30 protein-coding genes are annotated in these 26,782 nt (G+C 63.1%); 13 read left to right on the top strand and 17 right to left on the bottom strand.

Going from position 1 to position 26,782, the window contains the following annotated elements:
• Positions 1–62: 62 nt before the first annotated feature.
• The 8 genes from ACYVHT_RS18910 to ACYVHT_RS18875 form a co-directional block, all read right to left on the bottom strand.
• Positions 63–596: a formylglycine-generating enzyme family protein gene (locus tag ACYVHT_RS18910; protein WP_460555637.1), complete on the bottom strand. Its 534-nt coding sequence runs from the start codon at positions 594–596 to the stop codon at positions 63–65.
• Between the two features lie 329 nt (positions 597–925).
• Complete coding sequence (locus ACYVHT_RS18905) at positions 926–1,465, bottom strand: hypothetical protein (RefSeq protein ID WP_460555634.1); 540 nt, start codon at positions 1,463–1,465, stop codon at positions 926–928.
• Between the two features lie 68 nt (positions 1,466–1,533).
• Positions 1,534–2,418: a hypothetical protein gene (locus ACYVHT_RS18900; RefSeq protein ID WP_460555631.1), complete on the bottom strand. Its 885-nt coding sequence runs from the start codon at positions 2,416–2,418 to the stop codon at positions 1,534–1,536.
• A gap of 44 nt (positions 2,419–2,462) precedes the next feature.
• Positions 2,463–3,137: a TIGR04282 family arsenosugar biosynthesis glycosyltransferase gene (locus ACYVHT_RS18895; protein WP_460555628.1), complete on the bottom strand. Its 675-nt coding sequence runs from the start codon at positions 3,135–3,137 to the stop codon at positions 2,463–2,465.
• A complete protein-coding gene (locus ACYVHT_RS18890; protein WP_460555625.1) occupies positions 3,130–3,666 on the bottom strand; it encodes a rhodanese-like domain-containing protein in 537 nt (178 codons plus the stop codon). The genes ACYVHT_RS18895 and ACYVHT_RS18890 overlap by 8 nt, the downstream gene beginning before the upstream one ends.
• A 3-nt stretch (positions 3,667–3,669) precedes the next feature.
• Positions 3,670–4,209 (bottom strand): heme NO-binding domain-containing protein, encoded by a 540-nt coding sequence (locus ACYVHT_RS18885; protein WP_460555622.1) that lies wholly within the window; start codon positions 4,207–4,209, stop codon positions 3,670–3,672.
• A gap of 140 nt (positions 4,210–4,349) precedes the next feature.
• Positions 4,350–5,231 (bottom strand): anti-sigma factor, encoded by an 882-nt coding sequence (locus ACYVHT_RS18880; RefSeq protein ID WP_460555620.1) that lies wholly within the window; start codon positions 5,229–5,231, stop codon positions 4,350–4,352.
• Between the two features lie 7 nt (positions 5,232–5,238).
• Positions 5,239–5,799: an RNA polymerase sigma factor gene (locus ACYVHT_RS18875; RefSeq protein WP_460555618.1), complete on the bottom strand. Its 561-nt coding sequence runs from the start codon at positions 5,797–5,799 to the stop codon at positions 5,239–5,241.
• 256 nt (positions 5,800–6,055) lie between these two features.
• Between ACYVHT_RS18875 and ACYVHT_RS18870 the strand changes: the two genes are divergently transcribed.
• Positions 6,056–7,450, top strand: a complete 1,395-nt coding sequence (locus ACYVHT_RS18870) for an NAD-dependent succinate-semialdehyde dehydrogenase (protein WP_460555615.1) — start codon at positions 6,056–6,058, stop codon at positions 7,448–7,450.
• Between the two features lie 80 nt (positions 7,451–7,530).
• Here the strand turns inward: ACYVHT_RS18870 and ACYVHT_RS18865 are convergent, their stop codons facing one another.
• Genes ACYVHT_RS18865 through ACYVHT_RS18855 form a run of 3 tightly spaced genes read right to left on the bottom strand, consistent with a single transcriptional unit; the run spans position 7,531 to position 10,483 of the window.
• Entirely contained in the window at positions 7,531–8,295 is a 765-nt protein-coding gene (locus ACYVHT_RS18865; RefSeq protein WP_460555612.1) for a YdcF family protein, read from the bottom strand.
• Between the two features lie 17 nt (positions 8,296–8,312).
• The gene (locus ACYVHT_RS18860) at positions 8,313–8,669 is read right to left on the bottom strand and encodes a thioredoxin family protein (RefSeq protein ID WP_460555610.1); all 357 of its coding nucleotides are present in this window, start codon (positions 8,667–8,669) and stop codon (positions 8,313–8,315) included.
• A gap of 56 nt (positions 8,670–8,725) precedes the next feature.
• Positions 8,726–10,483 carry a DUF885 domain-containing protein gene (locus ACYVHT_RS18855; RefSeq protein ID WP_460555607.1) on the bottom strand — a complete coding sequence of 586 codons (1,758 nt, stop codon included), beginning with the start codon at positions 10,481–10,483 and terminating at the stop codon, positions 8,726–8,728.
• A 252-nt stretch (positions 10,484–10,735) separates the two neighbouring features.
• Between ACYVHT_RS18855 and aspA the strand changes: the two genes are divergently transcribed.
• The 12 genes from aspA (at position 10,736) to ACYVHT_RS18795 (ending at position 21,602) form a co-directional block, all read left to right on the top strand.
• Entirely contained in the window at positions 10,736–12,142 is a 1,407-nt protein-coding gene (gene aspA, locus ACYVHT_RS18850; RefSeq protein ID WP_460555604.1) for an aspartate ammonia-lyase, read from the top strand.
• A 174-nt stretch (positions 12,143–12,316) separates the two neighbouring features.
• Positions 12,317–13,192: an alpha/beta hydrolase gene (locus tag ACYVHT_RS18845; protein WP_460555601.1), complete on the top strand. Its 876-nt coding sequence runs from the start codon at positions 12,317–12,319 to the stop codon at positions 13,190–13,192.
• A 69-nt stretch (positions 13,193–13,261) separates the two neighbouring features.
• On the top strand, positions 13,262–13,504 hold the full coding sequence (locus ACYVHT_RS18840; protein WP_460555598.1) for a hypothetical protein: 243 nt from the start codon (positions 13,262–13,264) through the stop codon (positions 13,502–13,504).
• Between the two features lie 102 nt (positions 13,505–13,606).
• The gene (locus ACYVHT_RS18835) at positions 13,607–14,536 is read left to right on the top strand and encodes a helix-turn-helix domain-containing protein (protein WP_460555595.1); all 930 of its coding nucleotides are present in this window, start codon (positions 13,607–13,609) and stop codon (positions 14,534–14,536) included.
• A 182-nt stretch (positions 14,537–14,718) separates the two neighbouring features.
• The gene (locus tag ACYVHT_RS18830; protein ID WP_460555592.1) at positions 14,719–15,459 is read left to right on the top strand and encodes an SDR family oxidoreductase; all 741 of its coding nucleotides are present in this window, start codon (positions 14,719–14,721) and stop codon (positions 15,457–15,459) included.
• A 74-nt stretch (positions 15,460–15,533) separates the two neighbouring features.
• A complete protein-coding gene (locus tag ACYVHT_RS18825; protein ID WP_460555588.1) occupies positions 15,534–16,556 on the top strand; it encodes an aldo/keto reductase in 1,023 nt (340 codons plus the stop codon).
• 182 nt (positions 16,557–16,738) lie between these two features.
• Entirely contained in the window at positions 16,739–17,767 is a 1,029-nt protein-coding gene (locus tag ACYVHT_RS18820; RefSeq protein ID WP_460555584.1) for an aldo/keto reductase, read from the top strand.
• A 121-nt stretch (positions 17,768–17,888) separates the two neighbouring features.
• Complete coding sequence (locus ACYVHT_RS18815; protein ID WP_460555581.1) at positions 17,889–19,364, top strand: DNA/RNA non-specific endonuclease; 1,476 nt, start codon at positions 17,889–17,891, stop codon at positions 19,362–19,364.
• On the top strand, positions 19,364–19,732 hold the full coding sequence (locus ACYVHT_RS18810; protein ID WP_460555578.1) for a DoxX-like family protein: 369 nt from the start codon (positions 19,364–19,366) through the stop codon (positions 19,730–19,732). Before ACYVHT_RS18815 ends, ACYVHT_RS18810 begins: the two co-directional genes overlap by 1 nt.
• A gap of 7 nt (positions 19,733–19,739) precedes the next feature.
• Entirely contained in the window at positions 19,740–20,474 is a 735-nt protein-coding gene (locus tag ACYVHT_RS18805; protein ID WP_460555575.1) for a YqjF family protein, read from the top strand.
• Positions 20,462–21,223 (top strand): class I SAM-dependent methyltransferase, encoded by a 762-nt coding sequence (locus ACYVHT_RS18800; protein WP_460555573.1) that lies wholly within the window; start codon positions 20,462–20,464, stop codon positions 21,221–21,223. Before ACYVHT_RS18805 ends, ACYVHT_RS18800 begins: the two co-directional genes overlap by 13 nt.
• Positions 21,207–21,602, top strand: coding sequence for a hypothetical protein (locus tag ACYVHT_RS18795; RefSeq protein ID WP_460555570.1), 396 nt, complete (start codon positions 21,207–21,209; stop codon positions 21,600–21,602). The genes ACYVHT_RS18800 and ACYVHT_RS18795 overlap by 17 nt, the downstream gene beginning before the upstream one ends.
• A gap of 2 nt (positions 21,603–21,604) precedes the next feature.
• Here ACYVHT_RS18795 and ACYVHT_RS18790 read toward each other — a convergent pair whose 3' ends face one another.
• The 6 genes from ACYVHT_RS18790 to rsmA form a co-directional block, all read right to left on the bottom strand.
• Positions 21,605–22,435, bottom strand: coding sequence for an alpha/beta hydrolase (locus ACYVHT_RS18790; protein ID WP_460555567.1), 831 nt, complete (start codon positions 22,433–22,435; stop codon positions 21,605–21,607).
• 91 nt (positions 22,436–22,526) lie between these two features.
• The gene (locus ACYVHT_RS18785; protein ID WP_460555564.1) at positions 22,527–23,366 is read right to left on the bottom strand and encodes a nuclease A inhibitor family protein; all 840 of its coding nucleotides are present in this window, start codon (positions 23,364–23,366) and stop codon (positions 22,527–22,529) included.
• A 155-nt stretch (positions 23,367–23,521) separates the two neighbouring features.
• Positions 23,522–23,998, bottom strand: a complete 477-nt coding sequence (greA, locus tag ACYVHT_RS18780) for a transcription elongation factor GreA (protein ID WP_460555561.1) — start codon at positions 23,996–23,998, stop codon at positions 23,522–23,524.
• 101 nt (positions 23,999–24,099) lie between these two features.
• Complete coding sequence (locus tag ACYVHT_RS18775) at positions 24,100–25,065, bottom strand: Rossmann-fold NAD(P)-binding domain-containing protein (protein WP_460555558.1); 966 nt, start codon at positions 25,063–25,065, stop codon at positions 24,100–24,102.
• Between the two features lie 12 nt (positions 25,066–25,077).
• Positions 25,078–25,692: a hypothetical protein gene (locus tag ACYVHT_RS18770; RefSeq protein ID WP_460555555.1), complete on the bottom strand. Its 615-nt coding sequence runs from the start codon at positions 25,690–25,692 to the stop codon at positions 25,078–25,080.
• 57 nt (positions 25,693–25,749) lie between these two features.
• On the bottom strand, positions 25,750–26,580 hold the full coding sequence (rsmA, locus tag ACYVHT_RS18765) for a 16S rRNA (adenine(1518)-N(6)/adenine(1519)-N(6))-dimethyltransferase RsmA (protein WP_460555552.1): 831 nt from the start codon (positions 26,578–26,580) through the stop codon (positions 25,750–25,752).
• Positions 26,581–26,782: the final 202 nt, after the last annotated feature.

Below are 26,782 nucleotides of genomic sequence, written 5' to 3'. Positions count from 1 at the left end.
CCAATCCGCGCCCACTGCGCGTCGGTCAACAAATACTCCATGCTCAAACATAACTACTACTGTTAACGCTTCCTAATATCTTGCTCGATTTGTTCGAGGCTGTTTTGGCTGAACGAACGATTTTTAAAATAAGCCGCAGCAAGCGCATTTACCCGAAGCGGCAACCGCAGACAGTGCGTGCCAAATGGCTGGCCACTGAAACTGAGCGCCGCAAATTCCCACTCTGCTTCGGTGGGCAAGCGGTACTCCAAGCGGAGGTAGCTGACATCCGTGGAGTCCGGATGATGATTGAGTTGGTTGAAAATAGTTGTCGCGGTACGGCTGCGCCAGCGGCAAAAAGCCTCAACCTGCTCCCGACTAATGCCCACCACCGGGAAACAGTGATAGAACGGGTCGCCATAATAGGCAGGAACCGGCTGCGCCGCAGCCACGGGCTGGGCAGCGTTGTTCCACGAGCCGATAGTTGAGGTTTTTTCCTGGTACAGCTTCCATTCCAGGTTAGTAACCTCAACTTCGTCAATGCCGAACCCGGTATTGCTCAGCGGGACAATACCGGGGCCAAGCTGTTGAGCAGGCCACCTCGCAAAGCTGGGCACGGCAAACGTGTCCCGGCAAGATTTTGCCGATGGCTGAAAATGAATGGCTGTAAAATCATTAGCCCCTTGGGCGGCAGTCCAAGTGGAGGAGCCAGACGTATTCAGGCCAGTAGTGGCGCTAAACTGTCCGGGCAGGGTGCTGCTGGGTGGCTGTCGCGATGAGTAGCAGGAACTTAGTCCCAGTAGCAGAAAAACAAACCATCGGCTAGACCGGCCCAACGCAGCTACCATATTAAATTACAAGGCAACTCATCGCCTAAAAATCCCCCATTTTGAAATAATGGCTGTTACGTGGCCGGGTTGGCAATATCGCAGCAGTGGGTCCGGACTCAAAACTCGCTGCGGTCGTACCAGCTGCGCATGCGCCAGGGCTCGTTGCGGTTTTTGCGCACCAGCACCAGCCGGGCCGTGCCGGACCCGCTGAACCGCTCGGCATCGCGCTGCTCGATGGTGAGCAGAAAGGAGCGCTCCACGCTGGCCAGCGTGTCGGAGGAAACGGTGTCGGAGGCGGGCAGGTACTGCGTCCACTGCAGGTTGGTGGAGCGGGCGGCGCGGAAGAGGCGGTACGTCGTGTTGGCATCCACGTCGCGGGTCCAGGAGCGGTCCACGTTGGCGGCAAAGTCGCGGTAGGTGAACCGGAAGCCCGGGGCCAGCAGCTGGCCGTAGAGTGTGGAATCGCGCAGCTGGTAGGCCGCCCGGAAACGGTCGAAGAAGCCCCGCACGTAGATGGGGTTACCCAGCAGCTCGTTCTGGTCGGCGGGCACCTCATCCAGGGCCGGCGCGAAAGGGTTGCAGGCCGGCACCAGCAGCACCAGCACAATGCCGGCAAGCAGGACAACGGGAAACGACAAGCGGGGGGCCAACCTCATAAGGCGAAATATACGATTTGCTTAATAAACAACGGATAAGCCACCGTAAAATTTCTTTAAGGTCCGGCTTATTTCGGCCAGTATGCGTAGCGGCGCGTCGATTTCAGGCGTAGCGTGCGGCCATCCCAGGTGGTTTGGCGCAGCAGCACATTGGGGTAGGCTTTGGCAAACCAGTACACGTTTTCCTTATCGGGAGCCAGGGCCACGGCCACGCGCCAGGCGGGCTCGGGGGCATCGGCGGGTGGGGCTTCGGTGGTGGCCAGGCGGGCCTGATAGTACTGCGGCGGCGTGGCCCGGTTGGTTTGCTGCAGGTCGAGCACCACCAGCTCAAAGGCTGGCTTTTGCTCAAATTTCAGGGCGCGCAACGTATAGGGCAAGGCATCTTCGAGGAAGATGTCGCGGCGCAGGTCGCGGCTGTTGTCGCCCTCACCGTCCCAGTACGAGTGGTACCACATTTCAAAGTTCACCCCGTCGTCGATGATGGATTTGAACGTGTTGCCGCACCATTCCTGCGAGGAGCTCGACATCTTATACAAGGCCACGGGCTGGTCGCGGCGGAAAAACAGCGACGTGAGGTAGTGGTACGGATACTGGTCGGTGGGAATGCTGCAAAACTGGTTGATTTTCATCACCGGGAACAAGTCAGTCCGCTGGTAGTCATCCGTTTTCACGTTGAACTCCTGGTTGAACTCTTCCTTCACCGTAATCTGCGTGTACTCAAACGTGCGCTTTTTCTTGTAAACCGTGCGCTCCGCATCGTAGGTAGCCACTTCGGCCAGGCCATCTTCCCAGTATTTGCCCATGGCCCACTCCTGGTTGAAATGCGGCATCACGGCCTGCAGGGCATGGGCCGAAGTAGGAGCTTTGGCGCTTTCCTTCAGGTCGTCGGGGGTGCCGCAGCCAGCCACAAACACGCCCAGCAACAAGACTAACGGACCAATAGAGCGAAGCATAGAAACGAAATGAGGGGATAAATATAGTCGGCTTGCGTACTATTCTACGGCTGTGCGGCAGCATTGGCCAAGTCAGGCGGCCCCCCGCGCCAGGCAGCCAGGTCTTCGGCCGTGTCCACATCGCGCAGCTCCGGCAGCAGGGCCACGCGCAGGCCCAGCCGACGGGCATCGGCCAGGGTATCGGCCAGTACCGAACCGGTGCTCCAGGCTTTGTGCTGGAACAGCTCAGGCCGGAGCTGCCGCAGGCCCAGCAGGTAGTAGCCGCCGTCGGTGGCGGGGCCCAGCACCACATCGTGGGCTTCAAGCTGCACAAATGCCTCGCGCAGGTGTGCCGCCTCCAGGCCCGGGCAGTCGGTGCCGATGATGGCCACCCGCTCTGCCCCGGCTGCAAAAGCAGCGGCGAAGGCGGCGGCCATGCGAGTGCCCAGGTCGCCGGCCGGCTGGCAGCGGGCAGCCAGGTCGGGCCAGTGCCGGGCCTCTTCGGCGGTGGGGTGGGCGGTGGCGGCATCGGCCAGCCACACGGTGGCGGGCACGGCGGCGGCCACAATGGCCTGGTGCGTAATAGCCAGCAGCTCGTGGTAGGTGGCCAGCGCCCGGGCCTCGCCTACGCCGGCCGCCAAGCGGGTTTTGACGCGGCCCAGGGCGGGCACGCGGGCAAAAACCAGCAGGTGGGCAGCGGGCCCGGCCGGCCCGGATGGGGCTTCCGTTCGTTTACTCATATACTTTCTTGCCCCGCTTCAGCCAGGGACTCCACATGGCCGAATAAGGATGCACATTGGCCGTAGGCCCGGCGGCATTATACACCGGGTAGCCTTCATTCACCCACTCGAACAAGCCGCCGTAAAGGTTGCGTACCCGCTGAAAGCCGAGGGCGTGCAGGTGCTCGCCCAGCCGCTCGCTGCGCACGCCCACCGAGCAGTACACCACTACCGGCCGGGTGCGCGGCACATCGGCCAGCTGCTCGGCGGCCAGCGAATCGAAGTTCACGAAGCGCGCGCCCTGCAGGTGGCTCACCCGAAACTCGGCCGGGGTTCGCACGTCGAGCAGCAGCGGGGCGGTGGGCGTGGCCAGCTCCCGGGCCAGGGCGGCGGGTGCTACGGTAGGCACCGTGCGGTGGTAGAGCGTGCGCAGCAGCTGGTGGTAGAGCATATCGGGGTGGGCTTTGTCATCGGCGCGGCAGGCGCCGAGCACCAGCAGGCCGGCACTCAGCCCAATAGCAATCAGACGCCTGATACCTATCGATTGCAAAGCTTAACTGCGTCGGACGTGAATCCGGACCCGCTCGCCGTCTTCGGTGGTGGTGGGCTGCACGTCGATGCGGTCGGCCTCGTCATAATACGTGGCCAGGCCGCGCACAATGCCCACGGCCAGCCCGCCCATGCGGCGCGGCGACACGTAGTCAATCATCAGCTCGTTGGGCCCGAGGCGGCTGACTTCCAGCACGGGAGGGGCGTTTTCGGCGTGCTCCTGGCGCACGTGCTGGTGCATGGTCAGCTCGGTGTGCTCCAGCATGTCGAGGGTTTTCCACTCGGGCTTGAGCAGCTTCTGGTACATGTACATAAGGTCGGGCACCAGGTACTCGCCAAATTTCTCGTGCAGCTCGCCCACCGAGAGGCCGGTCATTTCGGCCGCGTGGCCCACCAGCGCATAAATGTGCTCGTCGGGGTACACGGTTTTGTGGTCGAATTCTACTTTGTCAAGGCCGGAGCGCTCCATCAGCTTTATCCAGGTGCTGTGGTCGTACTGGGTTTGCACGTAGCGTTTTAGCAACGTGAGAATGGTGCCGTGCATAGTAATACGGATTGCAAGCGGGGGGTTAACAAGCAATTACCGCCTGCCAGCCGCGCGGCGACCAACAGGCGGTAATGCGTTCATTTCCGAAAGGTAGCACCAAACCGTTTGGCTGGAAATAGCCGGTCTTCAACAATTCCTTAGATATTTCCAACCACCGTCATCGTGCTCAGCGTGGGGTTTACGCTGCCGCCGGCGGGCTCCACCGTCATGGCAAAGGTCTGGGCGCTGGCAATGTCCTTCATGTGCTGGAGGCCTTCGCCGGTGGCCGTGGCCACGGTCAGCACGCCGGCATCAATCGGCTTGCCTTTGTCGAGGGCCCAGAGCTGGTACTGCTTGCCGCTGGGCAGGGCCGGCAGGCTGCGCACGTCCACGTACACCTTGTGGGTGGCGGGGTTGAACAGCACGCGGGCATGGGCCGTGGGCGCGGTCTTGGTGCCAGCCAGGGCCACGGCGCGGAATTCGTCGTTGCGCAGCACCTGGTTTTCTTGGCGCAGGTCGTTCAGCTTGCGCTCGGCCACGGTGGTGGTGGTGGCAAACTGCGCTTTCTCGTTCTGGAGCGCCACCAATTCCGAGTTGGCGCTTTTCCAGTTCGTGTACAGCAGCGCATTGCCTAACAGGCTCAGCAGCAAGGCCACGGAGGCGGCAATGGCCCAGGAACGGCTGGCGGGCGCTTCGGCCGGAGCGGCGTACAGGGGCCGCACATTGGCTTCTGCCGCCGGGGCGCCGATGGTTTGCGCGGCCACGGCATCTACTTCCTGGCGCAGGCTGGCATTGGCCGCCGGAGCGGCTATCTGGGCCAGCACGTTGGTCAGCACCCGCTCACGCATGCCGGCGGGGGGAGTCATGGCGTGCGCCTCGGCATAGAAACCCAATGCAGCCTGTACCTGCGCCAGCTCCTCCCGAATGGCGGGGTGCGCGGCGGCTTGCGCTTCTACCCCGGCCTGCTCGGCGGGGGAAAGCTCGCCCAGAGCGTACTGCTCCAGGATGCCCGATTCAATATATTCTTGGAAATTTTCCACGTTCGGTTTAGCGAATAAGTTTGCTTAGGACTTTGATGGCCGTGCGGGCACGGGTCTTCACGGTCCCCAGGGGGATGTTGAGTTCCTCGGCGACTTCACTCTGCGTGAAGCCTTCGAAATAGAGTAGGTCGATAATCTGACGCTGCTCGGGCACCAGCTGCCTGGTGATTTCCTGCAGGCCAATGTGCTCGGGGCGGAAGCTGGTCGGAGCGGCCGTGCGCTGGGCCGTCAGGCTGTCGTCCAACCCCTGAGTGCGACTACCTACGCGGTGCTGCCGGGAGCGGATTTTATCGATGCTCAGATTTCGACAAATGTTCAGCACCCAGGTGAAGAGGCGGCCCTTGCTGGGGTCGTAGCTGGCAAAGGCGTGCCAGATTTTGACCAGGGCTTCCTGCAGCACGTCTTCCGATTCATCCTCGGCTTTCACAATGCGGAAGATGACGCCATAGAGCGCCGCGGAGTACCGTTCATAGAACAGTGTCATCGCCGACTCGTCGCGGGCCTGCAGGCGCCGCACGAGCTCCGCCTCAGCGGCGGGGGGCAGAGAAATGAGAGAAGTATCGGACACGGGAGTGACTGAAAGTGAATAATGAAGCCGAAAACGACGCCATGCTATGGGCACGAAAATACGCGCCGCCGCGCAACTTGCTTCTATACGGCACCACGCCGGCAATAGCCAAGGCACGGCCGCACCCCGGGAACCGTTGGCCGAAGGCCGGGGTTGCCCACTGCTGAGCTGCTTCCGACGGCCTCACACCCGCCCCAAACCAGCTTCTGCACCCTTGCCTGTACCTTTCGGGCTCCGTTTCTTCTTTTTCTGAGCTATGTCCATCGAATCAATAAATCCGCACACCGGGCGCACCCTGCGCCGCTTCCCCCCCTTTGGCTGGGCCAAAACCGAAAAGATGCTGGCCCAGGCCCACAAGGCGGCGCCGACCTGGGCCGCCACGTCGTTTGCCCACCGGGCCGGGGTGCTGCGCCGGGCCGCCGCCCTGCTGCGCGAGCGCCAGCACGAGCTGGCCCGCCTCATGGCCCTCGAAATGGGCAAGCCCGTGGCCGATGGCCGCGCCGAAGCCCTGAAATGCGCCACCTGCTGCGACTACTACGCCGAGCACGCCGCGAGCTTCCTGGCCGATGAGCTGATTGCAACCGACGCCGCCCGCAGCTTCATCAGCTACCAGCCGCTGGGCGTGGTGCTGGCCGTGATGCCCTGGAACTTCCCGCTGTGGCAGGTGGTGCGCTTTGCCGCCCCGGCCCTGATGGCCGGCAACGTGGGCCTGCTCAAGCACGCCTCCAACGTGCCGCAGTGCGCGCTGGCGCTCGAGAAAATATTTCACGATGCGGGCCTGCCGCCGACCTGTTTCCGCACCCTGCTCATCGAAACGGAGCTGATTGAAAAGCTCATTGCCGACGACCGGCTGGCCGCCGTCACGCTCACGGGCTCCGAGGGCGCGGGCGCGGCGGTGGCCGCTGCCGCTGGCCGCCACATCAAGAAAACCGTGCTGGAGCTGGGCGGCTCCGACCCGTTCATCGTGCTGGCCGATGCCGACCTGGCCCTGGCCGCCAAAACCGCCGCGCAAAGCCGCATGATAAACGCCGGCCAGAGCTGCATCGCGGCCAAGCGCTTCATCGTGGAGAAGCCGGTGCTCCGGGAATTCATCAATCAACTGAAAACGCATCTGCTGGCCTTCCGCCCCGGCGACCCGCTCGACGAGGCCACCCAATACGGCCCGCTGGCCCGCCCCGACCTGGCCGACGAGCTGACGAGGCAGGTGCAGGACTCGGTGGCCAAAGGCGCCAAAGTGGAGCTGCACGGCGGCCAGGCCAAGCCCGGCACCGCCCTGTTCCGGCCCATGATTTTGTCGAACGTGAAGCCCGGCCAGCGGGCTTACACCGAAGAGTTTTTCGGGCCCGTGGCCCTGGTGCTCGAAGCCAAAAACGCCGCCGATGCCGTGCGGCTGGCCAACGACTCCCGCTTTGGGCTGGGCGCGGCCGTGTGGACGCGGGACCCGAAGAAAGGCGAGGCAATGGCCCGCCAGATTGAAAGCGGGGCCGTGTTTGTGAACGGCCTGGTGAAATCCATGCCCGAGCTGCCGTTTGGCGGCGTGAAAAAGTCGGGCTACGGCCGCGAGCTTTCGTACCTGGGCATCCGGGAGTTTGTGAACCAGAAGTCGGTTTGGGTGGGCAAGGAGGTAGCGCCGGTGGCCAAAACCGAATAATGGCAACTACAACAAAGAACGCCCGTCAGGCTGAGCGAAACACTCAGTCTGACGGGCGGTTTTTGTGCTGGTGGTTTTATTTAGCAATACCCCATCACGCGGTAGATGGCGTAGCCGGCCATTTCGTGCAGCAGCACGCTCAGGCGGCCCAGGGCTTCTACATCCGGCACCAGCCAGAACACGGGGCCGCCGTGCAGGCCGGTGTTGCGAAAATCGGCCGGAAAGGGTGCCGGGTGCAGCCCTGCCTTGGCAAAGCAGCCCAGCGCGCGGCGCTGATGAAAAGCGGAAGTCACGAGCACCAGCTTTTTGACCTCCGGATGCTGCGCCAGCAGCTCTCTGGTGAACTGGGCGTTTTCGCGGGTGTTGCGGCTCCGCTCTTCCAGCAGCAGGTGGCGCCGGGGCACGCCGGCCAGGCGCAGCAGGGTAGCCAGCTCGGCGGCTTCGGTGGTGGTGCGCGGGTCGGTGGAGCCGGTGCCGCCCGAGATGATGATGCGCCGCACGCGCCCGGCCCGATACAGCCACAGCGCGTTGGTGAATCGGTCGGCACCCCGGCTGAGGTACACCCGGTCGTGGGGCGCATTGTCGGCGGTGATGCCGGTGAGCAGCACGGCGGCATCGGCGGGCGCTACAGCAGCCAGCGGCACGGCGGGCAGCTCCCAGGCTTGCAGGGCCAGGTTCACCAGGACATTGTTGCCGCCCAGCAGCAGCAGCGCGGCCGCTGCCCACAGCCAGCGGCTGCGCCAGCGCCCGAGAGGCCTGGCTACCAGTGCGGCAACGAGCAGCGCCATGAGCCAGGCACCCGGCGAAAAAACAACCAGCAGGAGTTTGGAGAGCAGGAAAAACACGCCCAAAGGTAGGCCGGCTACGCGGTGTGCGGCATGAAGGCCCGCAGCCGGTCGAGCTGGGCGCGCACTTCGGCTTCGGTGGTCAGGTTGTCGCACTCCAGCATGCGGCCCTGGCAGTAGCTCACGAAAAACGGCGCGACTTTTTCCTGCATCATCTTGCGGGCCACGGGGTTCTGGTCCGAGTCGAGGCGCAGAAACAGGATGCTTTCGTTGCCGGGCTCGTCCACGAATTTGGCAAACGGCGGGGCCAGCGCCTCGCAGATGGCACAGTTGGCGGAAGTGAATTTGGCAAACACCTTCAGGTGCTCGTGCGTGAGGCGGCGCAGGTGCTCGTCGTCGGTGTCCACGACGTGTTTGCGTTCTTCTTCGGTCATACAAAACGGGATTGAGCTCCCTTAAACTCCATCCCGTTTGCAGAAGTTGCTCCGGGTTATTTCCGCAGCAGCAGTTCCCGGATGTATTTCACCGGCGCGCTGCCATAGCTGAGAAAGTTTTCGTGAAAGGCTTTGAGGTCGAAGTCGTTGCCTTCCTTCTTTTTCAATTCCTCGCGCAGGGCATAAATCTCGGAGTAGCCGGTGAAGTAGCTGCTGAGCTGCACCTGGCTCAGCGTGGCCCGCAGCCACTTGCCCCGGGCCTCGGCTTCTTCCTGAAAGCCCTCGCGGCGCAGCATCTTCACCACGTCCTGCTCGCTCATGTTATCCACCTGAATGGCGTGGTCGATGACGGCGTTCAGCGTCGAGCGCATGTTCCACTTGTCCCACAGCAGCCACATTTCGTCGGAGTTGCTGCCGTAGCCGTTTTCCAGCATCATGCGCTCGGCATACACGGCCCAGCCCTCCACCATGGCCCCGTTGCCGAAGATGCTTTTCACCAGCGACGGCGAGCGGTTGGCGTACACCAGCTGCGTGTAGTGGCCGGGAATGGCTTCGTGAATGTTGAGAATCTGCAGCGTGTAGTCGTTGTATTCGCGCAGGTAGCTTTCGGCCTGGGCGGGCGTCCAGTCGGCCGGAATCGGCTCCACGTTGTAGTAGGTGTTGGCGCCCTTGTCGTAGGGGCCGGGGGCCGACACGCTGGCCCCCGCCCCGCTGCCGCGCATGTAGAGCGGGGTTTCGCGCACCACCAGCGGCTTGGTGGGGTCCTGGGTGAGCAAATTGTGGTCGTTGACAAAGGCCACCAGCGTGGGAATCTGGCGCTTCACGGCGTCCACGAAGCCGTCGCGGGGGGCGTGTTTCAGCGTGAGCTGGTTGACGACGGCCGTAATCAGGGCCAGCGTATCGGCCGGGGCCGGCTGGCCGGGGAAGTATTTGGGGTAGAGCCGGGCGGCGCGGTGGCCCATGTCGTGCAGCAGCTCGGCCTTGTGCTGCAGGGCCTGCTGGTAGATTTCGGCCGCCGTGAAATGCGACTGGATTTCGTAGGCAAACTTCCGCTCAAACAGCTCCCGGCCGATGCGGAAGGACCGGAACGCAGGCTTGCTCAGCACGTCGTTTTTCAGGAAGTCGATGTAGCCCTGCACGGCCGTGCGCGTGGCCGCGATGCGCGCCGCCAGCACCTTTTTCTCGGCCTCGCTCAGGCCGGACTTCTTCACCGAATCGGCCAGGGCCGCGCTGAAAACCGCCAGGCCGCCCTCGTTCTGCCTGATGCCCAGCGTGGTGTGCTCTTTGGTGGGGTTGCTGATGTTGGCTTGGGCGGCGGCGTAATACTCGGCCGCGTGGCCGATTTTGTCGGAGATGTTGCGCAGGCGGCGGTCGAGCGGATAGTGCCGGCCGTTGAGCAAATCGCCCACCGCAGCGCCGAGGTTGTAGCTGGCCGGGTTCCACTGCCAGGTCCGGAGCGTGTCGGTGTACCAGCGCTCGGCGCGCAACTCGTTGCGCAGCAGGCGCAGGTCAATCTGGTTGTTGGGCGAGAGGCTGTCGGGCGAAAATTTGCCCAGCGCGGCCAGGTAGTGCTGGCTGAAAGTGGCGTCGCGCTGCCGCTGGGCGGCGTCGGGAATGACCAGCAGCGAGTCGTATCTGTGGTAGCCCTGGCTGGAGGCGTAGTCGGGGTTTTGCTGCCAGAAGGCTTCGATGAACTGGTTTTTGAAGGCATCGAACCGGGCATCGGCGGTGGAGCCGGTGGTGGTGGCGGGCTTATTGGGCTGGGAGCAGCCGGCGGCGGCCAACGCGAGCAATGAAAGGTAGCGGAGTTTCATAGGCGGAGTAGATGATGTAGAGACGCGACACTTCGCGTCTCCCCGTTGCTGATGTTATTGTGATGGCTGCGCAGATTTGCGCTGTACCGCTCGTTCAACGCCGAGACGCGAAGTGTCGCGTCTCTACAATCGTTTTGGCGAACTCTCCCAAAGGAACACCCCAAACCCGGCCCGTTGCAATGCGGGGCCGTAGGTTTGTCCCGGCTTTCGCCCATTCCGTACAAGCCCCATCTTCCCACCCAAACATTCCCCATGTCCACTTCCCGCATCGAACACGATTTCCTCGGCGAGCGCAGCCTGCCCGACACCGCCTACTACGGCATCCAGACCCTGCGCGCCCTCGAAAACTTCGCCATCACCGGCATTCCCATCAAGAGCGAGCCCCTGTTTGTGCAGGCGCTGGCGTATGTGAAAAAAGGGGCCGCGCTGGCCAACAAAGACCTCGGCGTGCTGCCCGCCAACATCGCCGATGCCATTGTGGCCGCCTGCGACCGGGTGGCCACCGGCGAGTTCGACAACCAGTTTCTGACCGACATGATTCAGGGCGGCGCGGGCACGTCGGTGAACATGAACGCCAACGAAGTCATCGCCAACGTGGCCCTCGAAATCATGGGCCACCAGAAGGGCGAGTACCAGTTCTGCCACCCCAACAACCACGTCAACTGCTCGCAGAGCACCAACGACGCCTACCCCACCGCCTTCCGTATTGCCCTCAACAACAAGCTGGTGGGCTACCGCGAAACGCTGGTGGAGCTGGCCGACGCCTTCGCTCAGAAGGCCGAGGAATTCCGCGACATCCTCAAGATGGGCCGCACCCAACTGCAGGATGCTGTGCCGATGAGCATGGGCGACGAGTTCCGCGCCTTCGCCACCAACCTGCGCGAGGAGCTGCTGCGCATCGACGACTCGCGCCGGCTGATTGACGAAATCAACATGGGCGCCACCGCCATCGGCTCGCGCATCAACGCGCCCACCGGCTACCCCGAGGCCGTGACCGAGCACCTGCGCCAGATTACGGGCCTGAATCTGAGCCTGGCCGGCGACCTGTTCGAAGCCACCTACGACACGGGCGCCTACGTGCAGCTCTCCGGTGTGCTCAAGCGCACGGCCGTGAAGCTCAGCAAAATCTGCAACGACCTGCGCCTGCTCTCGTCGGGCCCGCGCACGGGCATCAACGAAATCAACCTGCCGCCCCTTCAGCCCGGCTCCAGCATCATGCCCGGCAAGGTGAACCCCGTGGTGCCCGAAGTGGTGAACCAGACGGCCTTCTACGTCATCGGAGCCGACCTCACGGTGACCATGGCGGCCGAGGCTGGCCAGCTGCAGCTCAACGTGATGGAGCCGGTTATCAGCTTCGCGCTGTTTACGTCCATTTCTTACATGACCAACGCCTGCCGCACCTTGCGCGACAAGTGCGTCATCGGCATCACGGCCAACAAGGAGCACGCCGAAAACCTGGTGCGCAACAGCATCGGCATCGTCACGCAGCTCAACCCGGTGATTGGCTACGAAGCCTCGGCCGAAATTGCCAAGGAGGCCCTGAAAACCGGCAAGTCGGTGCACGACATTGCCGTGACCGAGCGCGGCCTGCTCACCCAGGAAAAATGGGATGAGATTTTCACGTTCGAGAACCTGATTCGGCCGGTGTTTATGAAGTAGGGGCGCGTGGCGGCGGCTCGCCATTGAACGGCATGCTGAGCGAAGCCGAAGCATCTCTACCGCATAACTAACTCCCGAGTAATGGGTTAGAACTGAAGCGAAGATGCTTCGGCTCCGCTCAGCATGCCGTTTCTGTTTAATTCTCCCTCCGGTCAACGCTCTTTCACTCCCCCCATGCGCCCCCTGCTCCTACTCGCCTTATTTCTGCTCACCGCCACCGCTGCCCGCGCCGCCCGCGTCGATACCCTGGCCATTCCGAGCGCGGCCATGCACAAAACCTACCGCGCCGCCGTGGTGCTGCCGGCTTCTTATGCGAAGAATAAAAAGGCCAGCTACCCGGTGCTGTACCTGCTGCACGGGGCCTGGGGCCATTTCTCTAACTGGCTGAGCAAGACGCCCGACAAGCAGCTGCTGCACCGACTGGCCGACCAGTACAACCTGATTATCGTGACCCCGGAAGGCGAAACCTTCAGCTTCTACCTCGACAGCCCGGTGAAGGCCGACAGCCAGTTCGAAACCTACCTCACGAAAGAAGTCATCCCGGCCATCGACCAGGCCTACCGCACGGTGCGCGACCGCAAGGGCCGCGTCATCACGGGTCTGTCGATGGGCGGCTTCGGCTCGCTCTACCTCTCGGCCCGCCACCCCGATTTGTATTGCGCCGCCGGCAGCATGAGCGGGGCGCTGGAGCTGAGCAGCGCCAACCGCAACTTCACACCGGAGGAAACGGCCTGGCGCAACAAAAACCTGGCACCCATTCTCGGCTCCGAAGCCGAAAACCCTGCGTTTTTCAGCAGCAACTCGGTGGTAGGAATGGCCGACCGGATTCACGCCAACGGCCTGCCCATTATTTTCGACTGCGGCGTGGACGACGGCCTCATCGAAATCAACCGCGAGATGCACCGCCGGCTGGTGTACAACCACACGCCCCACGACTACACCGAGCGCCCCGGTGCCCACAACTGGGACTATTGGCAAACGGCCCTGCCCTACCAGGTGCTTTTTCTGACGCAGGTATTGAAGGCCAACGGCACAGCTGTTCCGTTCTAAGCAAGGTCCGGCGCGTACCCCCCGCCCGGGCTTTGCCGTACAGGACCGCATACCTTCCGGTTCCGGCTCATGTGCACCAACCTCTTCCCGCGACTGCTGCTGCTGGCGCTGCTTGCCGGCTGCGGCAACAAGCCCGATGGCACGCCCTACGGCGTGAACCCCGACAAGCATCCCGACGGCCACTCGCGGGCTGCCGCCGACAGCATCCGGTACGACCATTACAAAAAAGGCATGCCCAAAGGCGCCGAAGTCAACGCCATCAGCAACGGCGGCACGCAGGGCCAGCACGGGCACACGCACGGCGTGCGGTAGCCGGGCTGTGGCAGGGGCGCGAGTGCTTACGGCCTGCCAAAGCCCGGCGATGGGGCAGCCGTGCGCGGCGGCTATCTTTGAATTTCGCAACTCGCCAATCTTATGAATGCCCTCTCGCTCGACGATTTCTACCAGCATTTTGCCGCCACTACCAATGTTGAGCTAAGCACCTTGCTCCCGCCGGACATTCAGCGCGAAATCGGCCACTTCAACGTCTTCAACATCGCCGACCTGACCCCGAAGGGCCGCGAGAAGCCGCCCATGTCTTATGACCGGCGCGCCTACTACAAAATCAGCCTGAGCCGCGGGCACAAGCGGTTTGAGTACGCCGACAAGGTCATCAGCATTACGGGCAATGCCCTGCTGTTTGCCTCGCCCAAAATTCCCTACCACTACCTGCCCCTGGAGCCCACGCAGGCCGGCCACTTCTGCATCTTCACCGATGCGTTTTTGCTGCCCGCCAAAAGCGGCGTGGTGCTCGATGAGCTGCCGATTTTCAAGGCGGGCGGCGTCCCCATCTTCGAGGTTTCCGATGCGGAGTATGCCGAGCTGAACACCATCTTCGAGAAGATGACGCGGGAAATCGGCTCCGGCTATGCCTTCAAGTACGACTTGATTCGCAACTACGTGCTGGAGCTGATTCACAGCGGCCAAAAGCTGCAGCCCGCCACCGCGCTCTACCCCGCGCACAGCGCTTCGGCCCGGGTGACGTCGCTCTTTGGTGAGCTGCTCGAACGGCAGTTCCCCATCGAAACGCCCCAGCAAAAGCTGCAGCTCCGCACGGCCAAGGAATACGCCGACCGGCTGGCCGTGCACGTCAACCACCTGAACAAAGTGCTCAAGGAGAACACCGGCCGCACCACCACCGAGCTCATCGGCAGCCGCGTCGTTCAGGAAGCCAAGCTCCTGCTCAAGCAAACCAACTGGAACATTTCGGAAATCTCCGACAGCCTGGGCTTTGCCGAAGTCGCGCACTTCTCCAATTTTTTCAAGCGCCATACCTCGTTTTCGCCAGCGGCATTTCGGGCGTGATGCAGCGCGGACTTCATAGTCCGCGTCGGCGGCGCAAGCCCCCCTGGCCAACCGGCGCGGGGGGGGGGAGTGCAGAATGTGCCGGCTACTTTGAATTTCGCAACAATCGGATTGCCGGACGCAAACACCCCGCGTTGGCAGCGCCGGACCTTTGTGCGGTAATCTTTCTCCCGCACAACGACATGAACATTCACCACAACACCATCCTCATCACCGGCGGCGGCTCGGGCATTGGCCTGGCCCTGACCGAGCGCCTGCACGCCGCCGGCAACACCGTGCTGATTTGCGGCCGCGACGCCGCCAAGCTGGAAGCTGCCGCCGGGCGCCTGCCCGGCCTGCGCACGCTGGTCTGCGACGTGGCCCGGCCCGCCGAGCGCCAGCGCCTTTTCGAATGGGCCACAGCCGAAGCGCCCCGGCTCAACGTGCTGTTCAACAACGCCGGCATTCAGCGCGAGGTGCGGCTGGCCGAAAACGCCGAAGACTGGGCGGCCCGCGCCAATGAAATTGCCATCAACGTGGAAGCGCCCATGCACCTGACGGCGCTGTTTGGGGCGCATTTGCAGCGCCAGCCGGCGGCGGCTATTATCAACGTTTCGTCGGGGCTGGGCTTTGTGCCGCTGGCGCGGGTGCCCGTTTACAGCGCCACCAAGGCGGCCATGCACTCGTTCACGCAGTCGCTGCGCTGGCAGCTGGCCGGCACTTCGGTGCAGGTAGTGGAGGTGATTCCGCCGGCCGTGCACACCGAGCTGGGCGGCACCGACCATTCCTTCGGCGTGCCCCTGGCCGAGTATGCCGACGACGTGATGCAGCAGCTGGCCGCCGGCCATGCGGAAATTGCCTACCAATTCTCGGCCAAAGCCAGCCAAGCCAGCCGGGCCGAGCTGGACGGGATGTTTCAGACCCTGAACGGCCAGCGGGGCTAAGCCCGCTGCGCGGGCTTTCAACAATCCTCCGTCGGGCCGGTTTTTCCAGCCAACCATCCTTCCCCAACCCCCTGATGAAATACAACCTCCTGGGCCGCACCGGCCTCAAAGTTTCCGAGCTCTGCCTCGGCACCATGACCTTCGGCGCCGTGGGCGGCCGCTTTGCCGCCATCAACGGCGTGGACCAGGCCGGGGCCGATGCCCTGCTGAAGCGCGCCGTGGAAGCCGGCGTCAACTTCATCGACACGGCCAACATCTACACCGAAGGCCAGTCGGAAGAAATCACCGGCCAAGCCATTCATAACCTGGGCCTGCGGCGCGATTCCCTTATTCTGGCCACCAAAGTGCGCGGCAAGATGGGCGACGGCCCCAACGACGTGGGCCTCACCCGCCAGCACATCATGGCCCAGGTGGAGGGCAGCCTCAAGCGCCTGAAAACCGACTACATCGACCTCTACCAGACCCACTCCTACGACCCGCTCACGCCCCTGGAGGAAACCCTGCGGGCCCTCGACGACCTCGTGCGCCAGGGCAAGGTGCGCTACATCGGGGCCAGCAACGTGGCCGCCTGGCAGCTGATGAAAGCCGTGGGCATTTCGGAGCGCCAGCACCTGGAGCGCTACCAGTCGCTGCAAGCCTACTACACCCTGGCGGGCCGCGACCTGGAGCGCGAGCTGGTGCCCCTGCTGCAAGACCAGCAGCTGGGCCTGATGGTGTGGAGCCCGCTGGCCGGCGGCTTCCTCAGCGGCAAATACACACGCGAAAACCCGGCCGGCGAGGGCCGCCGCAGCGGTGGCTTCGACTTTCCGCCCGTGAACAAAAACCTGGCCTTCGACATCATCGACCGCCTCAAGCCGATGGCCGATGCCAAGGGCAGCACCGTGGCCACGCTGGCGCTGGCCTGGCTGCTGCACCATCCGGTGGTGAGCACGGTCATCATCGGGGCCAAGAAAATGGAGCAGCTCGAAGACAACCTCAAGGCCGTGGAGGTGCAGTTTACCCCCGAAGAGCTGAAGCAGCTGGACGAGGTGAGCCGGCTCAGCCCCGAATACCCCGGCTGGATGCTGAGCATGACCGGCGGCGACCGGCAGGCATAAGCCGAACTATCTTATACCAAAGGGCCCGTGGCGCATGCTACGGGCCTTTTGGTGCGCCCCTACTCGTACCACGGGGCCAGCGGCGGCGGCCACAATCGTTCGCGGAGTCTGCGCACCGGCAAGCTCAACATTCACTTCCGCCAGCTGTTTCCGCTCGAATTACCATTCCCCAACTCACACTTATGGAATACAGACAACTGGGGGCCTCTGGCCTGCAAATCCCCGTGCTGAGCTTCGGCACCGCCACTTTCGGGGGCGGCAACGAGTTCTTTAAAGCCTGGGGCAGTACCGATGTGGCCGAGGCCCGCCGCCTCGTCGACATTTGCCTCGAAGCGGGCGTCAACCTCTTCGACACGGCCAACGTGTACTCGCGCGGGGTGGCCGAAGAAATCCTCGGCAAAGCCCTGGAAGGCCGCCGCAACGACGTGCTGATTTCGACCAAAGCCACCTTCCCCATGAGCGACGGGCCGAACGATTTCGGCTCCTCGCGCCAGCACCTGCTCAGGGCCTGCGACGACAGCCTGCGCCGCCTCGGCACCGACCACATCGACATCTACCACCTCCACGGCTTCGACGCCCGCACGCCGGTGGACGAAGCGCTGCGGGCGCTCGACGACCTGGTGAGCAGCGGCAAAGTCCGCTACATTGCCTGCTCCAACTTCTCGGGCTGGCACCTGATGAAGTCGCTTTCGGTGGCGGAGCGCCACGGCTGGGCCCGCTACGTGGGCCACCAGGTGTACTACTCGCTCATCAACCGCGAGTATGAGTGGGAGCTGATGCCGCTGGGCCAGGACCAGGGCGTGGGCGCCATCGTCTGGAGCCCGCTGGCCAGCGGTCGGCTCAGCGGGAAGTTCCGCCGGGGCCAGCCCGCGCCGCCCGAAAGCCGCCTGCTGCAAGGCGGCGGCCAGGGCCCCGACGTGCCCGATGACTACCTCTACGGCATTGTGGACGTGCTGGACCAGCTGGCCGCCGAAACCGAAAAAACGGTGCCGCAGGTGGCCCTCAACTGGCTGTTGCAGCGCCCCACCGTCACGAGCCTCGTCTTCGGGGCCCGCAACGAGGAGCAGCTTCGCCAAAACCTCGGGGCCGTGGGCTGGAACCTTACGCCCGCGCAAGTGGCCCGCCTCGACGCGGCCAGCGCCACGCCGCCCATCTACCCCTACTGGCACCAGCGCGGCTTCCCGATGCTGAAGTCGTCGGTAGTGCTGTAAAGGCAGTACATCGCGGCTTTCGTCGAAACGTCATGCTGAGGACAGCCGAAGCATGACGTTCTTTTTTTGTGTGAACACAGCCCCCTGCACTTTCCGCAGCATCGCCGCATATCTTCGCCGCATGCATGCCTCCGCCTCCTGCGCGCTTGCTGCGGCTTTTGCCCTGCTCGCCTGCTCCTCCCAGCCCGCCGAAACCCAAACGCCGCCCACGGCCCGCGCCGCCAGCGCGCAGCAGCCAGCCAGCAGCCCTTTCCCCGAAACCTTCGAAAGCGGCTCGAAAGGCGCCTACGAAGAAGCCGATGAGCCGCTGGCCACCGGCACCTGGCATTTTGAGGACGCTCTCATCGGCAGCAGCCCGCAGGACCATAAAAACGGCGAGCGGGCGGCCCGCCTGCGCAACCTGGGCCGGATTTCGATGCGCTTCGATGCCAAAGCCGGGGTGCGGCGCATCACCGTTTCGGCCGCTGCCTATGGCACCGACGGGCCCAGCACCTGGGAGCTGTGGCTGAGCCGCGACGGCGGCCGCACCTACGCCCGCACGGGCTCGCCCATCACCACCAGCGGCCCGACGCTGGTGCCCCACGCGTTTGCCGGCGTAGCCAATGAGCCCATTCGGCTGGAAATCCGCAAAACCAGCGGCTCCAAAAACCGGCTCGACATCGACGACATCGTGCTCGAAACCGCCGCTGGCCCGGCCGCCGCCACCAATTCGGGCGTAACGGGCGGCTACTTTGAGAATCGGAATCAGCCGCAGCCGGCCCAAACTGCGCCTTCGGCAACTCAGCAACCCGTTCAGGGCACCGGCACCGGCACCGGCGTGGCCCAGGACCCCAACGATGCCAACTTGGCCCTGGGCAACCCCAGCGGCGCGACCTCCGACCCCGCCAATGCCAATAACTACCTGCTCGTCCACCCCGAATTCACCATCGGCTACAGCGCCGCGCGCGGCATTCCCAACTGGGTGAGCTGGCACCTCGACCAGGCCGACCTGGGCGAAGCGCCCCGCCAGAACAACTTCCGGCCCGACGCGGCCCTGCCCCGCCAGTTCTACCAGGTGACGCCCGCCAGCTACGCCCGCTCCGGATTCGACAAAGGCCACAACTGCCCCAGCGGCGACCGCACCGCCGACCTCGACGCCAACGCCAATACCTTCCTGATGAGCAACATGGTGCCCCAGGCCCCCAAAAACAACCAGCAAACCTGGGCCCACCTCGAAGAATACGGCCGCAGCCAGGTGCAGCGCGGCCAGGAAATCTACGTCATCATGGGCAGCTACGGGCGCGGCGGCACCGGGGCCAACGGCTTCGCCACCACCCTCGACCAGGGCCGCGTGACGGTGCCCGCCCGCATCTGGAAAGTGATGGTGATACTGCCCGATGGCACCAACGACCTGCAGCGCCTGGCCACCGCCCCCGGCGTGCGCGTGCTGGCCATCGACACGCCCAACGACAACAACGCCATCGACCCCGACTGGAGAAAATACCTGACTTCAGTCGATAAAATCGAAGCCGCCACCGGCCTGGACCTGCTCAGCGCCCTGCCCCGCCCCGTTCAGGCCCGCCTGCAAAAGCTGGTGGATAGTGGCCGGGCGCAGTAATGCAGCGCTTTATTCACTATCTCATTGCGCTGGTGTGGCTGGCCAACGGCTTGTTCTGCAAGCTGCTGATGCTGGTGCCGCGCCACGCCGCCATCGTGGCGCGCATTCTGGGGCCGGACCACGCCGGGCTGCTCACTCGCCTGATTGGGTTGGGCGAAATCGGCATGGCCGTGTGGGTGCTCAGCGGTATTAAGGTCCGCTGGTGCGCTGTGGCGCAGATTGGCCTCATCCTTTCGATGAACACGCTGGAGGCCTTCCTGGCCCCCGACCTGCTGCTGTGGGGCCGCGTCAATGCGCTGTTCGCGGCGCTGTTTTGCGCGTTGGTTTATGTTCATACCTTTCAGCCGGCCCGGCTGTCCCCGCGCTGATTTGCCGATGCTGTCCTGGCTAAAAACCCATCCGTTTCCGGTCGAAGCGTTTTTTGAACATTCGCTGGTGCTCACCTTCGCCGTGCCCCAGGCCGAGCTGCGGGCGCTGCTGCCCGCCCCGCTGGTACCCGACGCCTTCGACCAGGAGTGGGGCTTTCTGGCCGTGGCCCTGGTCCAGACGCGCCGGCTGCGGCCCAGAGGCTTACCCCGCTGGATGGGCCAGGACTTTTTCCTGATTGGCTACCGGGCCTTTGTGCGCTACTCCTCTCCCACCGGCAAGCGCCTGCGCGGCCTCTACATTCTGCGCTCAGAAACCGACCAGCGACGCATGACCGCGCTGGGCAATCTCTTTACCCACTACCGCTACCATACCGTCGATATTACCGGACAGGAAACCGCCGGCCAGCTCACCATTCAGTCGCGCCAAGCTGATTTCCACGTTACGCTGGCCGCACCCGTGCCGGAAGTCCCGCTGCCTGCCGCTTCGCCCTTCGCCACCTGGAAAGAAGCCCGCCGCTTTGCTGGCCCGCTGCCTTTTACCTTCTCGCTTGCTGCCGACAAAATGCTCATTGTGGAAGGCGTGCGCGAGCATTGGGAGCCGCAGCCCGTGGCGGTTGAGAGTTGTCATGTTGGCTTTTTGGACAGCCTGAAATTCAGCCGGCTTGTGTTAGCCAATGCTTTCTCGCTGCGCAACGTGCCCTACTCCTGGAAAAAAGGCCGCACCGAGCTATGGCACCCGTAAGAAAACCCCTGCAAGGCTTGCGAAACGTGGTGCGGTTCAACTGGCATTTCTACGCCATCGCGTTGGGGGCCGCGCTGGCGCTGGGCGCGGTGTCGGTGGTGCTGCCGGCCTACCGGACGGCGGCCCTGCTGGGGCTAGGGCTGGGGCTGCTTCCGGTCTTCGTGTCGCTGGCGGTTACGGCTTATGTCTACGATTTCTCCACATTGTATGGGCTGAAATGGCTGCCCGGCCCCACGTCGGCGCACCCCGGCATCCTCACCATCAACGCCGGGTTTGATGAAATCAGCGCCGTGCTTCAGCACCGCTACGCGCCCGGCCAGCTGCTGCCTGTCGATTTCTACAACCCCGTTCGCCACACCGAAGCGTCCATTCAGCGCGCCCGGCGGGCTTACCCTCCCTATCCCGGCACCCTACCCGTCGATACCGCTCGCCCGCTGCCGCTGGCCGATGCGGCGTTTGACCTCACCTTCGCCTTTCTGGCCGCGCACGAAATCCGCAACGCTGCTGAGCGCGCGGCTTTTTTCCGGGAGCTGCGGCGCGTTACCAGGCCCGGCGGCACCATCATTGTGACCGAGCACCTGCGCGATACGGCCAATTTTATGGCCTACAACATCGGGTTCCTTCACTTCCATGCGCGCCGCGCCTGGCTGGAAACTTTTCAGGCTGCTGGGCTGCAAGTGGCCCAGGAAATTCGCATCACGCCTTTCGTTACCACTTTTCTGCTTCGCCCCCATGGTAGTGCAGCTTAAAGCCATCGGCTTCCTTCTGGTCATCCTGGCGCTGTTGCACGTCGCCTTCGCCCGCTACTTCAACTGGCGCGAAGAATTCGCCCCCGTCAGCCTCATCAACCGGCAGATGATGTACGTGCACACTTTTTTCGTCGCCTTCACGGTGCTGCTGATGGGGCTGCTCTGCCTCACCTCGGCCGCCGAACTGGTGGGCACGCCGCTGGGCCGCCGGCTGGCGCTGGGCTGCGGCATTTTTTGGCTGGCCCGGCTGCTGGTGCAGTTCTTCGGCTACTCGGCCCAGCTCTGGCGCGGCAAGCGCTTCGAAACCGTTGTCCACGTCGTCTTCGCCGGCTTCTGGAGCTACCTGAGCGCCGTTTTCTTACTGGTAGGGCTTGGTTAGCACTAGCTCCGCCTGTTGGCCAGAAACCGGCCGACTTCCCGCACGTACTTATCGCCGTATGCCGCCTCGCTCAGCGTAAACATGCCCGCCAGGTGCGCGCCCTCAAATGTGAGCACCTGCCGCCGCTGCCGGCGCCGCGCCACCCGTGCCACGGCTACCGAGTCGGCCAGGGGCGTGTTTTTGTCGGCGGTGCCGGCCACCAGCAGCCACGGGCAGTTCACGCGCCGTGCCACCAGGGCGTAGTCAGCGGCATCGTCGGGTAATAGCACCATTTTCTGAAAGCGCTGAAACTGGTCGGCCACCAGGCGCTGCGGGCTGGCCACGTAGCCCTCCGAAATCAGAAAATCGCACTTGCCGCCGGCGGCTACTTCCGCACCCATGATAGTGCCCATGGAAAACGCCAGAATGCCGGCGCGGCTGCGCGGAAACCGGTGCCGCGCATCGGCCAGCACCGTTTTCAAATCCGTGGCGAATTCCGGATAGTACAGCTGCTGCGGGTTGATGGCGAAATCCGAGCTGTGCCCAAAGCCGCGGTAGTCAAACAGATACACCCGGTAGCCCCCGTTCGCCAAAGCCTGCGCCTGGTACAGCCACTGCGACATATTGCCGGCGTCGCCGTAGGCCAGCACCATCGTGGTGCGCTGGTCGGGCACAGCCGCTGCCGGTTCTACTACCCAGGTGGCCAGTTGGGCGTGGTCGGGCGTTTCCAGGGCCAGCGACTGGTAGTGCAGGCCCCTGGTTTCGGGCGTGGCAATCCACTCACGCGAGGGCTTGAGGGCCCAGGCACTGGCGGCTTGCAGCAGCAATAACCCAAGCAGGAACAGGTGTTTCATGTAATCGGAAATGAAAATGGGAGGCCCACGGCCTCCCATATACACGCCCACCGCCGCGCCGTTGCATCGGGGCCGGCCGAGCAAAGCCCAATCAGGTTTCCGTCAGCACTGTTTTGAAGCCGGCCAGGGTGCCGTCCATCGTCCGGCCCAGTGCGTAGGCATGAATTTCCGGGCCCTTGCCCACGCGGTACACCTGCACGCCGTCCAGGTCCTGCTTCATAAACATTTGAAGGGCCTTGTAGCGGTTGGCCAGCGCCACGTCGTTCAGCACCCCGTCATCGGCCGTGTGGTTGCGGAGGAACTGCGTCAGCTCCACGGTTTCCAAGGGGGCATCGGCCGGCTCGCCCAGGAGCTTGAGCAGCGCGGCGTTGCTGAGCTCGCCGCCGGGTGCGGCGTAGGCCACGGCTTCCAGCGGCGCATCCGATTCGCTCAGAAAGTGCAGGCCGTCCACCAGCTTCTGCAGGTCGGGCGGCACCGGAGCGCCGGCATTGCTGCTCCCTTTCGCGGCTGCTTTTGCCTCGGCGAGCCCGCTGCCGCCGTCCACTTTGGCGGCAATGGCCGTGGCCAGCTCCTGCATCCGCGCCTCGGGCACCTTTATTTTGGGATTGGTGAAGTTGATGTCCTGCACCGTGTTCATCGGAATGAGATGAATATGCGCGTGCGGCACCTCCAGCCCAATCACGGCCACGCCCACGCGCTTGCAGGGCACAGCAGCCTTCACCCCTTTCGCCACGCGCTGGGCAAACACGTGCAGCGCCGCCAGCTCATCGGCCGGCAGGTCGAAAATGTAGTCGATTTCCTTCTTGGGAATCACCAGTACGTGGCCTTCCACCAGCGGCGTAATGTCGAGAAACGCCAGGTGGCGGCCGTCTTCGGCCACTTTATAGGCCGGCAGCTCGCCGGAAACGATGCGCGCAAAAATCGAAGGCATATTTTTTCGCTGTTAGCTGATGGCTTTGGGCTGTCCGCATTTCGTCGCGGCAGCTCAGACCCATCCTGAAATGTGAAAGATGTTGCGAATAACGACAAAAGGCCCCTGCTTTCAGCAGAGGCCTTCCATTGAAAAAGCGCGGACCGCTAAAAACCCTAGCGGCTTATCTCCAGAATCTCGAACTGCAGCTTGCCGGCGGGCACCACGATTTCGGCCGTGTCGCCGGCCGATTTGCCCAGCAGGCCCTTGCCAATCGGCGACTTCACCGAGATTTTGCCGGCGGCCAGGTTGGCTTCTTCCTCGGCCACGAGCGTGTAGTCGAGCACCATGTTATTTTTCAGATTTTTCAGCTTCACCTTGCTCATGATGAGCACCTTGCTGAAATCCATGTTGGTTTCGTCGATGAGGCGGGCGTTGCCCAGCACTTCTTCGAGCTTGGAGATTTTCAGCTCCAGCAGGCCCTGGGCGTCCTTGGCGGCGTCGTACTCGGCGTTCTCGCTCAGGTCGCCCTTGTCGCGGGCTTCGCGCAGGTCTTCGGCGGCTTTGGCCCGGCCCCGGATTTTGAGGTCCTGGAGCTCGTCCTTCAGTTTTTGCAGGCCTTCGGCGGTGTAATAATTGATGGTGCTGGCCATAAAAGTAGCTACTTGACGGTTTGGCTAAAAAGCAAGGAGAACGGCTGGCACTGCCAACCGTTCTCCCTTCTTAGGTTCGTTGCAAAGATACACAAAACGAATTAGCTGCCCGCCAACCCGCCCGATACGGCGGCTTGAAAAGCCCGAATCTTCTCCGTCAGCACCTCGTTGATGCGGACGTAGCTCTGGTGCGTCCAGCCGCCGATGTGGGGCGAGAGCACCACGTTGGCGGCCGTTTTCAGAAAATCGAAGTTGGCTTGCTGGGCGGGCGTGAGGGTGCTGAGCTTTTCATTGTCGAGCACGTCGAGCGCCGCGCCGCGCACCGCGCCGGCCCGTAGCCCTGCCACCAGCGCCGCGTGGTCCAGCACTTCGCCCCGCGCCGTGTTCAGCAGCCACAGGGGCCGGGCAAAACCGGTCAGCAGCGCCTCATTCACAACGTGATGGTTGGCCGCCGAGTACGGAATGTGCAGGCTCAGCACCTCGGCCCGGGCCTGCAGCTCGGCCAGGCTCACCAACTGAGCATTGCCGTCGGTTTCCACAGCCGGGTCATTATCATGCGCCAGCACCGTGCACCCGAAGGCGCTGAGCCGCCGCGCAAAGGCCCGGCCCATGTGCCCGTAGCCCAGCAGGCCAATGGTTTTGCCCCCGATTTCCTCGCCCCGGTTGGCCTCGCGCCGCCACTGGCCCTGGCGCACCTCGCCATCGGCCCGCACAATGTTGCGGAACAGCGCCAGCAGCAGGCCCACGGCGTACTCGCCCACCGCGTCGCGGTTGCCCTCCGGCGCGTTGAGTAGCGTGACGCCCGCCGCCGCCATCGCCGCCTCGTCGATGTTGTCGACGCCCGCCCCGGCCCGGGCCACGTAGCGCAGCTGCGGGCCGTGGGCCAGCAGCCCGGCCGTCACGCGCAGCTTGCTCCGCACCATCAGGCCGTCGTAGGGCCGGGCGGCGAGGGCAGCGGGCACCTCGGCGGCGGTGAGGGTTGGGCGGTAGTCGGCCGTCACGCCAATGCTTTCAAGCATCGGGAACAGCGACGGGTGCATTTCGTCAATTATCAGGCAATGGCTCATTATAAGCAAGTGCTAGCGTGCCGGAGCATCAACGGTAAATTCATTGTCTGCAAGCGCCATGGCTTGCACCGAAGTTGCCTCACAGGTCATGACGAACCCTTGCTTGCGGTCAGTCATCACAAATTTTAAGGGCAGCGCACCGTTGCTAGCCTGCAGAAAGGAGTACCAGTTGCCGGCCAAATGCTTTTTGTATAGCTCCTGATTAACGCGCAGTTTGGGCGAGAAGTAATACACTGTCGTGTTGCCGTTGGTATCAATCTGTAAGCTTTGGCAAGCGTAGCCGGCAATGGTAGCTTTATCAGACAAGGGCTTTACCACCGCTCCAGGTGTATTAGTGGCCGCATCAACAATGCTGGGCTGTCCGTTGATGAAATAGTGCATCTGATTGGTTTTGGCGGTATACAGCTCCAGCAACTGTTTTTTCTCAGTGTAGGATTTATAATTTTCGCCACTGATGTAATACAGGTTTTCGCTGCCCATAATGGGAGCTATTTTATCTGTAATATCCTGCCCGGCCAATGTTGTGAACGAATTGCGGTACACGATTTTGCCGCTGAACCATGGCCCATCGGCCGACATCGTGAAGGAGCAAAACAAAACGGAGCAGGCGACTAGCAGTTTTTTCATCTTGGAATTGAGGGGAAAAGAAGAAGCGGGAAAGAATTAAGCAGGAAAAGAATCAAGCTATTCTGAGATATCATTCACGTTCAAATCGGGCAGCGCCGCACCGCCCGCCATGTGCTGGCCCACGTGCTGCGTCAGCCGCACAAAATCGGCCACGCTCAGCGTTTCGGCCCGGCGCTCGAAAATGGCATCCGTCGTTGCTTCGGCCGGCATCCCAAACGGTTTCAGGGCGTTGCGCAGCGTTTTGCGGCGCGTCTGGAAGGCCTGCTTCACCACGCGGAAAAACAGCTTCTCGTCGCAGTCCAGCTGTTCAACATCGTTGCGGGTGAGGCGCACCACGGCCGACTCCACCTTGGGCGGCGGGTTGAAGACGTGCGGCGGCACCGTGAACAGATAGTCGATTTGATAAAACGCCTGCAACAGCACGCTCAGGATGCCGTACGTTTTCGAGCCGGGCGGCTCGGCCAGGCGCTGGGCCACTTCTTTCTGAATCATGCCCACCACCTCGCGTACCTGCTGGCGGTTGTTGAGCACGGCGAAAAATATCTGGCTGCTGATGTTGTAGGGGAAGTTGCCGATGATGGCCAGCGGCTGGCCGGGGAATAATTCGGCCAGGTTCTGCTTCAGAAAATCGGTGGCATAAATCCGGTTTTCCAGCGCCGGATAATGCTGTTTCAAATAGGCTACCGACTCGGTATCAATCTCCACCACGCTGGTTTGGTAGGCCGGGTTTTGCAGCAGATACTGCGTGAGCACGCCCATGCCCGGCCCGATTTCGAGCACCTGGCGCACCTCATCGGGCAGCTGCAGGGCCCCCACGATGTTGCGGGCAATGTTGGGGTCGGCCAGGAAGTGCTGGCCAAGGTGTTTTTTGGGGCGAACGGTATTCACGGGCGGAGTGAGTAAATGTTTTAGATGAACGTCCTGCAGAGCGCAGCGCAGCATCTTGCCAGGGGCAGTAATTCAATCGATTCAGCGAAGCGGACCAGATGCTGCGCTGCGCTCTGCAGGACGTTCCGGTGGACTCGGCATGACGTTGTTATTAACATCCTTCCGAAAACCTCGCCACCGGAACAGTACCTTGCGGCCTCAA

Source organism: Hymenobacter daeguensis, from assembly GCF_054780555.1.
This window is presented reverse-complemented; position numbering and strand designations above follow the sequence as displayed.